The sequence below is a fragment of the Ferrimicrobium acidiphilum DSM 19497 genome (assembly GCF_000949255.1).
Classification (GTDB): Bacteria; Actinomycetota; Acidimicrobiia; order Acidimicrobiales; family Acidimicrobiaceae; genus Ferrimicrobium; species Ferrimicrobium acidiphilum.
In genome coordinates this window covers 1-9,407 of the sequence record NZ_JXUW01000053.1, presented here as the reverse complement: position 1 = coordinate 9,407, position 9,407 = coordinate 1, and the positions used below count along the sequence as shown (strand labels likewise).

Here is a 9,407-nt window from a genome sequence, read left to right as displayed (position 1 = left end):
ATCAACACAGAGGACGATGGCCGCCTCTGGAGGGTTCAAGTAGATCCCAGCAACGTCTCTGACCTTTTCGGTGAACTCTGGATCATTCGACACCGTGAAGCTCTCAACCATGTGAGGCTTTAGGCCAAAGGTTCGCCATATCCTCCCCACCGTGGAGGGAGAGACGCCAGCCACGGCTGCCATGGTGTTGGTGGACCAATGGGTTGATGAATCCGGTGGCTCGGTCATCGTAGTGAGTCTGATGATCTCGGTGATCTTGTCATCCCCATGGGTCCTTGGGGTCCCAGGTCGTGGTGTATCGGCGAGTGTCCCTACCCCATAGAGGGCGAATCTCTTGATCCACTTTTGCACCGTGAAGGTAGAGATATCCAGTTCATCGGCGATATCGCAAAGCCTGACGTGTTCGTTGGCCAAGAGGGCGATCTTTGCTCGCGTCACCTGAGCTGCTGGTGCATTACGTTTGGCGATAAAGGAAGTGAGGAACTCTTTATCCTCATCGCTCAGGGTGACGACATACGTTGGTTTGCGTCCAGTACGCTTCTTGGTCCCTTCGGAATCTCTCGCTGCCTGTGTTGCTCTCGATATCTGCTTGGCCATTGTCATTGCCTCTTCCTCCAAAAGAGTAGATGTACAATGGGGTCAACGGAGACAAAATATTGAAAATTCCTGAATTAGAGCAAATTTATGGCTAGGGACACTAGTGTCCCTTCTCAGAAATTACTTCAATAAGGGATTTTCAACCCGTACGCCTGGCTATCCCAGTTTGAATCTACTCTGGGTGGTAGTCGGTTGTGGGAAAGCAGGAAGAGCACATCACAAAAGAGGAGGCTATGCCGAACGTCGGCGGACATCCCATCCTCTATCGGGTAACGCTCTCTCAAGAGGAGTGAGAGAACCTAATAGCCCTCGTTCGTCAGACAACAGCCCACAGGCTCGGGTTCGCCGAGCCAAGATCGCTTTGTTGGTAGATGAAGGGATGGAGACCAACGCGATTGCCAAAACACTCTCGCTCTCAGCGCAAACAGTAGACAAGCGGAGAAGACGGTTCTCGTTGTGTGGGGTGGGGCCAGATTAGTCAAGCGTTTCCAGGCGGTCTCACATACGAAATGGGTATACCTGCGGTTCACTCCCCGATACAATCACCGTCACATCAAAGCGCGAGCTCAACAAGTGAACTGTATTCTTCGCACTGGGCCGGGAACCAGGGAAAGAACGGCAGCCAATTCAATTCGATCGTCGCGAAGTGGAACGTTCCATCGGTAGGGAGTCCTGCGGGCACGAATGCGTACTCCTCCATATCTGGCCAGGGCTAGGATCGGGAAAGGCGAGTTCGAACCAGCTCCTACAAGCAGGCAGTGAACAGGACATCAGCTGGCAGTATGTGCTCCGTTATGGATGGGAGGCGACTACCTCTGGTGGGAGGCGTATCCGTTCAATGTCCAGCAACAGGTCAATATCGCCGTGAGTCCAGGACAGACCATCTTCGTCAACGTTGCCTACTACGGCTCCTCGACGGCGCACTACTACATCAAGAACGAATCAACGGGGGTTGCCACCAGCTTTGATGCCTCCTTCAGTGGTGGTTTCACGGGCTTGAATGCCGAATGGATCGTAGAGCGTACCCAAGTGGGAGGCAACCATCCGCCGCTAGCCGACTTAACCAACACGACCTTCAGCGATGCCAACGCGGAACAGGGAAGCACCTGGAACGGTGTAGGGAACTGGAGCCATAAGTACATAAATATGCACGATCCTTACAACGACGATTCCGAAGTTACCGACGCCTATCCTGGACCGATAAGCCCTGCCAATAGCTTCACCCTCTATTGCTCCAACTATGGGGATACTGATGCGGCTGAGACATGACTCGACTAGAGATCGGACACCTGCGGCCAGTTAACGCTAGGATAAGTGAGGACGATCGATGAACACGAAGCGACTTCTACAACCACAAATCTTGATCGCAGTCCTTCTTTTGCTGATTCTGGTGGGCGTCGTGCTCTTTGCGAATAGGTCATCTGATGGGCCTAACTCGGGCGTATTCTCAGTTGGAGAGATCGGCATCGTTGTGAACCAGAAAGGGACATGTGCAAAGGTTCAGCCTACTATAAGTAACTCCGGTACGCTCTGCACTCATGCTCTCGTTCTTGGAAGGAAGGGCGAGTGTGTAACCTTCGTATTCAACAATTTCTCCCCTCACGTTGCCGATCCAAAGGCCGCAAAAATGTCACTCTGCAAGAGCCACGGGCTTCATGCGTTGTCTTAGTCGCATCCAATACGAAGCTCGTCATTATTATGATCCGGTCCACAATCTCTGAATGCAATTTCGACAATAGCCTTGGCATCCTGCCATCGGTTTTCCTATAAGGCCCGCACTACGGGCTGAACGGCCAACTCCGCAACATTGGGACTTCCTGGCAGGAAGTGGGCCACCCAAGCAATCGCGAGCGACGTTCCGAGTTGTCCTATTAGATCCAATATTTTAATGAGATCCTTTTCATCACATACGAGTGGAGTACCAAGACTTGGTTTTTCTAGGCCATCCGGAAGACGGGTGAGATATTTTTGGTCAACCTGGCTGCCGGCGTGGACAACTGCATTTCGTCGCGCAAAAGCCTCAAGCACAGCCCCCAGTCGCTGGATAGTTGATTTGGCCTAATCTTGAGTCGTTCTACCAAAGTTTTGTCCCATTCCTCGGGTCGCTTGTTGAACAACTCGTCGACCCGACGATCGATTGCCCACCGTTGTAGGTCCTCTTTGGAGTGGTAATCCAGCGCGTCGAAGGCTTCGAGGTGGTCGGGGAGCACGATAAAGCGGACAATCAGGGCAAACACGGCGCGGCCTTTCACGAATAAATTGCTGCTCTTGAAACCCTACCCGCCCCATTCGGACGGGTGACGGCAATCCTGAATGCACGCGATTCCGCCGAAGTCAGGTCCATGAACTGCGGTCGACCAATGTTCGCGCTTACCAGTGCCAGAGACCCGAACCACCAAAGTTCATCGACACCAGTCGGAATGGGAACTCATGTGTGAACTCACCTTGAATCGAGCAAATGAATCCCAAAGAATCAACTTCCAGGGTTGATGACGAGGCGGTGGCCCTGCTGGGACGGCCCTTCGGCCCCCGTCAGAGTCACCGCCATTTCGCCAAGGCCAAGTGTGTGAGAACTTTACGTAGTCAAGAACGTGGTCATCCGATCCGACTGCGGAGCGACACTCGCGCGCTTGCTGGTCGCGTTCGTGCGCACGATTCAGAACGCCTCAGCGCGTATTCGGCAGTGGATCTCTTGCGGTGAACGGCGAAACGAAGACGCCCTGGTCGCAGATTGGCGCATCCACCCCTTTCCAAATCGGCACCCACCCTCGATGACCAGGTACGCCAATCTCCAGGGAGTTCATGAACACACAACCCTTGTTGCCTCCCGTACCGCTTACGTTTCCGTAGGAGAGCAGAAGGAATGCATGGGCGTTCCTGGGCACGACAACAGGAGTAACCCTCAACCTGCTCACCGATCCAAGTGGGTTAGTTGACCGAACAAGAGTAATGGGGATGTGTCGCGATCCTCGTAGCATTTGTACGTCCGGATAGCCCACGAGTTCGCACGTACGATGGCTGACATTCCGCAGCGAAATCACGAGCGTGTCGGTGCCTCCGGCAGCACCCTGATTCACGATGTTGCTATGGAGCGACGACGGGTAGCAGGAGGAGGCGCGACGTACTTCAGTAACTGCGGGTGCTCGGGACTTTGAACCTGACTTATATGTTGCCGTGGTAGTCGACTTCGAGTTTGGACTCGCAGCAGGTGAACTCCCACACGATGCGAGAACGAAGGCAGCCAAGAGAAGTGCCATGATTTTGCCAGGTAATCGATTAAATCTCAGAATTATAGACGCAACCTTCCTGTTGGTTGGGGCGCGAAATGATTGTACCAGCACTATAGCAGACGAGGTTTCGGCCGTCAATGGCCACCTCGGTCATACAGTGGACTCCAGGTAGGCCTGATGCCCCAATTGGTTCAATAGAGCCGAAAGGGCCGGTGTGTGCCGAGCGGTCCGTTCCCCTCAACGTTGATCTCGACGAGCACCAATGCCTGGCGATCTACCTCTGGCCCTTGAGGAGATTCTATGGTTTGTATAGGGTGTCGTGAAGCGGGATCGGTATCGATAATGATCGCAAGGTCTCAACAATGAAGCTCATGCGAGTAGTCGCAGTTTCAGCTCCCTTGGCACCTATGCGTATAAACTCGTTCCAGCCTAGAGTAGCTTCACTTGAGGCGATCCACAAGCTAGTATCACCATGACGAGGATAGCGTTGGCGGAGTGAAACCCGTGAGACTGGCAATGATTGAGCGAACTCATGCATCGAGTCCCTCGACCCTCCCGTTGGATACCCCAAGTCTGATGGGGCGAGGATACCTTCTCTTTTGCGTTCGGATGGTCTTTGACAGCCGGATGAAACTCGGTAGTCTCGAACGCGAGGTTCCCCCACACCAGTGATCGAGCATCTCATTCATTCCGTTGATTCGAAGGTCGCCAGCGAAGATCGCCCGTGGGGACTCCTCCATCCCGGAACCCCACCATCGCAAGACCTACTCCCTTCTTGGCGTTCGGGAGTCATTGAAATGCTTCAAGAGGTAGACGCCACCTTGTAGTTTCACACAACCTATCGAGCTGGGGAGAATGCGGGGATACCACGAACGCTGGGGTAGGCGAATAATGCTGGTACTCACGCGCCGGCAACCCCCTGTGATCACAGGTCTCAAGGAGTCGGGTTCGAGGCGTACGTCCACGTTTTGCCTCCGCTGGTGGTCCGCAGCAGAGAACCCCCCGATGACTGTGCCCAACCGTCCTCTCCGTTGACAAAGTCAAAGTCAGCGTAACTGATACCGTGTATGTTGATGTTGCTCCACTTAGCACCCCCATCTGTAGTGAGGAGAACACCGCCCTGGCTTGGGCTCGGGAACCAAGCCACTTGGGAACCTGCAAAGCTAATCTGGGCATATTGTCCACCGTTTTGAGAGTGAACGATGTCGGTTAGTGTTTTGGCCACAGGAAGGCGAGCTAGTCCGGCGAGATACAGCCCAGCCACTGCGGAGTCGGAGGCAGGGAGCCACGGGAGCCACGGGAGCCACGGTGACTTGAGGTGCACTTGGAACCAGCTTTGGCCGCCGTTGGTAGTGGCCCAGTGCTGCGTAGGGCCAAAAGCCACGCCATCCTGGGTACCTGCAAATATTAGGAGCATGTTAGTCCCATTCGGATTCTTTAACAATGTCCACGACTTCCCCCCATCATTGGTTTCGTAGATCCCGCTCTTATTGGGGATGGGGCTGTACACTACAAATCCATGCTGTTCGGTGACAAAGACTATTTGTGAAGCGGTGCCGGTGGCAGTAGTAGGCACGTCACCAATCTTGCTCCAGGTACGGCCACCATTGTCGGTTTTCAGGAAGGCACCGGCATCGCCAGGTACACCGACTCCGTAGCCAACTTGGGCATTGACGAATGACACGCTATTGACTGGATGAGGATGCGCCATTGGGTAGACCTCCTTCCAGGTACTCCCTCCGTCGAGAGTCTGAAGAAGAGAGACGGTGCCAGTCCCGTAGCTATCGAGCAGCCACCCTTCGCTCGGAGAGACAAAGGACATACTGCCCGACAAGCCCCCATTTTGGATGGTGGGGAAGTTATTCCAGCTGGCCCCGGCGTTTTGAGTTGAACTAACTGATGTCGTTCCGAGACCACATGCCTCGCACTCACCCGCTAGCACGGCACTACTCGATCCTCCCACGACGGCCATAGGTCCCGGTGAGGCACCTGGTCCCCGAGGCACCTTTCCCGGGTCACCAGGAGCAGCCCCCGCACCAGCGGTGCTAAGTGCAAGTACTGGACTCCAGTTCGTTCCATTGGTTGTTCGGAACACCGAGTAAGACGTTTGGTTCATCCCACTACCACCAACTACAAGCGCCCAGCATATTTGTGCTGAGGCCGCATGAAGAGAAGGAGGCCTTGCTCCAGGTCCGTTGCTGACCGGAATCTGCGTCACGCGGCTCCAAGTCTGGCCTGAATCCACTGTCCGAAAGATGTCACCGTTCGCAGTGCTCATCCAACCTACACTCGCAGCACCAAAGGAGATTGATGCCGGTGGACTTGACGTTGGAACTTGGATCCAGTGGGCGCCTCCATCCGTTGTGCGCCACAGTACCCAGGCTGGGTATCCAGCCGCGCCCCATGTATGACCGGTTATGGCAAATCCTATCGAAGAGGTAGCAAAGTCGACCTGTTGAACAGTGTGTGGAAGTGTGGATGTTGACCAGTTCGATCCACTGTTGTGGCTAACCAGGATGCTGTGGCTGCCCCAGGCGGCTACGGTTGCCGATGCAGTTCTTGCAACTGACAGCCCCCCCGTAAGGTTCACGCTCGTATGCGCTGCTGTAGTGAAGATCTGTCCGCCGTCTGTGGTTTTCAAGATGATGCCGTTGCCGGCCATATATCCGGTGCTAGATGAGACAAAACGAACGGCGTGAAGCCCCTTACCATATGGCTGTCCGTGAATGCTCGCGGTTACGGACTCGATTATCGGCTTCGACGGGGTCGATGAACTCTTTGGCGCGACAGCCGCAGAGTGGTTGCTCTTTGTCTGAGTCTTCGTTGAATGGCTTGTCTGAGTCTTCGTTGATTGGTTACATCCCGAAAGGATGATGGCTGCCACTATCAAACCTGAGACTAATGGTCTTGACTTGGTCACTTTTCGTTACATCTCCCCACATCTTTGTCAACGTATCGGTAGGTTTCAGAGTGCCTGCCAGGGCCAAGCCTAGGTGTGTCGAACCGAGAACGGCACGCTCCCGAACGAGTGGCGTAGGTTATGGCAGGAAGCAATGCTCTTCCTTTGCCGCGAAGTCTGGCCAATCCTTGCTCACCCCACACCTGCATCGCTTGAACTATTCATCGACTTCTACGGGATTATCCCACATGTCCGCCATCTGGGTGAGCATTCCTGTCGGCAGGACCTGCGCTCACCGCTCGGCCAGCCGAAAGCGGTCATGTTCTATACGCTCGAAGACGAGCAGACTCTCTGGCTGGGAGACGAGCGGATTGCGGTCGTCCGCGAGATAGTCGGCACATATTCGTACCAGCTTGGTGCGATTGTCGGTAATGAATGGATCAAGCAATCTCCTGTACTCGTCCCAGTCGAGCGACGGTATGACCGGTCGCAGAGCGTCGATCACGTGACGCGAGAGTTCCGGATCCGACCGATGCGCCACGAGGTCTAGAAATGCCTGCTCCAGACCCAGCAAAAGCCGTCCTTCCTTATAAGTCGTGTGTGACATGATTGCCTCTCGAGTTCTGGTGACCTCCAAGTCGAAGAGCTCCACCAGGGCCAGCAGCCGGTGAAGTCCGCGCTTAATCTCGGGACCGGGTTCGACGGGTGCCTTGTAGAGGAGGTCGTGGGAAGCATTCGCCCAGGCAGTCTCCGTCTCGGTACGGACTTGGACCTCGCAGACACGGTCGTCCTTCGACAAGCCATCACCGATGGGTACCGCGATCTCGAAGTGAAGACCGAGGTAGTCGAAGTGATCGGGAGCCAACTGCTCACGCTTGTCCTCACGGTACAGGACCTCGAACTCGTTAGCGATAGCGATAGCTACGATAGCGACATCAGCTGCGTAGACCGTCGTGACACGAACGCCCGCCTTGTCGCGCATTTCGGCCCAAGGCGACGCATAGTCCTTGCGCATCAGCTTCTTCACGAAGCTGGAGGTGTCTTTGACCCGGCCCTCGATCTGGACGGCCCCTTGAGCCCGGTCCACCTTTAATGTGAGAGGGCAGACCATAATAGACACGGGAAGTGAAAACCGATTCGACTTCAGAAGCGACCAGTTATGGTGGACGCTATACGTATGCCGGGCCATCTTGACGCTGGGGAGCAACAGGTGTTCTCCAGTCCGGATGTAGTTGAGAGCATTGCTGCGATCTACTTGGCTACCAATTTGTGTCACAGAAAATGTCACGGAATTCTGAACAACCATGAATGTTCTCGACCACTGCTGAACACAATACCGACTCTGAGCTGCGCTGATGCAAACTCATGACCTTTATTTAAGAGCTCAAGAGCCAACTTTGGAGTGGGACACTAGTGTCCCTAGTCTGAAGTTTGCTCAGAAACACTAGGACCCAGATATTTCTGCATAGAAGCGAAGATTTCGTCGGCGCTCTTGGTCCAGATGAAGGGCTTGGGGTTCTTGTTCCAGGCCTCGGCCCACTCGGTAATTCCTTCATTGAGTTCGGTTACACTGTGATGAACACTGCGCTGTAGGTACTTGGTGGTGAGGGCTGAGAACCATCTTTCTACCTGGTTCATCCAGGACGAGTACGTCGGCGTGAAGTGGAACTGAAATCTCGGGTGGGCGAGGAGCCACATGCGGACCGATTCGGTCTTATGGGCTGCGTAGTTGTCAAGGACGACATGAACGCCCAGCTCCTTGGGTACGTTCTTGTCGATGATCTCTAGGAATTCGATGAACTCTATGGCCCTATGGGCAACGGTCATCTTGGTGATGACCTTGCCAGAGGCTACGTTGAGGGCGGCATAGAGATTACTGATACCGTTGCGCTTGTACTCAGTCGTTTGACGCAGGGGAACCCCTGGCACCATCGGACGTATGGGTTGGGTGCGATCAAGGGCCTGTACTTGGGTCTTCTCATCAACACAGAGGACGATGGCCGCCTCTGGAGGGTTCAAGTAGATCCCAGCAACGTCTCTGACCTTTTCGGTGAACTCTGGATCATTCGACACCGTGAAGCTCTCAACCATGTGAGGCTTTAGGCCAAAGGTTCGCCATATCCTCCCCACCGTGGAGGGAGAGACGCCAGCCACGGCTGCCATGGTGTTGGTGGACCAATGGGTTGATGAATCCGGTGGCTCGGTCATCGTAGTGAGTCTGATGATCTCGGTGATCTTGTCATCCCCATGGGTCCTTGGGGTCCCAGGTCGTGGTGTATCGGCGAGTGTCCCTACCCCATAGAGGGCGAATCTCTTGATCCACTTTTGCACCGTGAAGGTAGAGATATCCAGTTCATCGGCGATATCGCAAAGCCTGACGTGTTCGTTGGCCAAGAGGGCGATCTTTGCTCGCGTCACCTGAGCTGCTGGTGCATTACGTTTGGCGATAAAGGAAGTGAGGAACTCTTTATCCTCATCGCTCAGGGTGACGACATACGTTGGTTTGCGTCCAGTACGCTTCTTGGTCCCTTCGGAATCTCTCGCTGCCTGTGTTGCTCTCGATATCTGCTTGGCCATTGTCATTGCCTCTTCCTCCAAAAGAGTAGATGTACAATGGGGTCAACGGAGACAAAATATTGAAAATTCCTGAATTAGAGCAAATTTATGGCTAGGGACACTAG

At 54.4% G+C, this 9,407-nt stretch carries 9 protein-coding genes; 2 read left to right on the top strand and 7 right to left on the bottom strand.

The window, feature by feature from the left end:
* Positions 1–603, bottom strand: a 603-nt coding sequence (locus tag FEAC_RS14195) for a helix-turn-helix domain-containing protein (protein WP_152623289.1), incomplete at its 3' end; no start/stop codon positions are given.
* A 283-nt stretch (positions 604–886) separates the two neighbouring features.
* Between FEAC_RS14195 and FEAC_RS16550 the strand changes: the two genes are divergently transcribed.
* Positions 887–1,075, top strand: coding sequence for a helix-turn-helix domain-containing protein (locus FEAC_RS16550; protein WP_082055675.1), 189 nt, complete (start codon positions 887–889; stop codon positions 1,073–1,075).
* A 320-nt stretch (positions 1,076–1,395) separates the two neighbouring features.
* Entirely contained in the window at positions 1,396–1,866 is a 471-nt protein-coding gene (locus FEAC_RS14190; protein ID WP_035392046.1) for a G1 family glutamic endopeptidase, read from the top strand.
* A 668-nt stretch (positions 1,867–2,534) separates the two neighbouring features.
* On the opposite strand, the gene FEAC_RS14180 is transcribed toward FEAC_RS14190, so the two are convergent.
* The 6 genes from FEAC_RS14180 to FEAC_RS14150 form a co-directional block, all read right to left on the bottom strand.
* On the bottom strand, positions 2,535–2,849 hold the full coding sequence (locus tag FEAC_RS14180) for a hypothetical protein (RefSeq protein ID WP_035392041.1): 315 nt from the start codon (positions 2,847–2,849) through the stop codon (positions 2,535–2,537).
* A 414-nt stretch (positions 2,850–3,263) separates the two neighbouring features.
* Entirely contained in the window at positions 3,264–3,854 is a 591-nt protein-coding gene (locus tag FEAC_RS16545; RefSeq protein WP_081901292.1) for a DUF4232 domain-containing protein, read from the bottom strand.
* 503 nt (positions 3,855–4,357) lie between these two features.
* Positions 4,358–4,567 (bottom strand): transposase, encoded by a 210-nt coding sequence (locus tag FEAC_RS14165; protein WP_035392034.1) that lies wholly within the window; start codon positions 4,565–4,567, stop codon positions 4,358–4,360.
* 194 nt (positions 4,568–4,761) lie between these two features.
* A complete protein-coding gene (locus tag FEAC_RS15375) occupies positions 4,762–5,943 on the bottom strand; it encodes a WD40/YVTN/BNR-like repeat-containing protein (RefSeq protein WP_152623288.1) in 1,182 nt (393 codons plus the stop codon).
* A 1,075-nt stretch (positions 5,944–7,018) separates the two neighbouring features.
* Positions 7,019–8,032, bottom strand: coding sequence for a hypothetical protein (locus FEAC_RS14155; protein WP_035392029.1), 1,014 nt, complete (start codon positions 8,030–8,032; stop codon positions 7,019–7,021).
* 113 nt (positions 8,033–8,145) lie between these two features.
* On the bottom strand, positions 8,146–9,303 hold the full coding sequence (locus FEAC_RS14150) for an IS630 family transposase (protein ID WP_419195372.1): 1,158 nt from the start codon (positions 9,301–9,303) through the stop codon (positions 8,146–8,148).
* Positions 9,304–9,407 lie beyond the last annotated feature (104 nt).

What these genes read in the sequence shown, in the direction of transcription:
- FEAC_RS16545 (WP_081901292.1), bottom strand. Translation starts at nt 3,854, where the DNA reads ATGGCACTTCTCTTGGCTGCCTTCGTTCTCGCATCGTGTGGGAGTTCA.
- FEAC_RS14150 (WP_419195372.1), bottom strand. Translation starts at nt 9,303, where the DNA reads ATGGCCAAGCAGATATCGAGAGCAACACAGGCAGCGAGAGATTCCGAA.
- FEAC_RS15375 (WP_152623288.1), bottom strand. Translation starts at nt 5,943, where the DNA reads ATGAACCAAACGTCTTACTCGGTGTTCCGAACAACCAATGGAACGAAC.
- FEAC_RS14190 (WP_035392046.1), top strand. Translation starts at nt 1,396, where the DNA reads ATGGGAGGCGACTACCTCTGGTGGGAGGCGTATCCGTTCAATGTCCAG.
- FEAC_RS14155 (WP_035392029.1), bottom strand. Translation starts at nt 8,032, where the DNA reads ATGGTTGTTCAGAATTCCGTGACATTTTCTGTGACACAAATTGGTAGC.
- FEAC_RS14165 (WP_035392034.1), bottom strand. Translation starts at nt 4,567, where the DNA reads ATGGAGGAGTCCCCACGGGCGATCTTCGCTGGCGACCTTCGAATCAAC.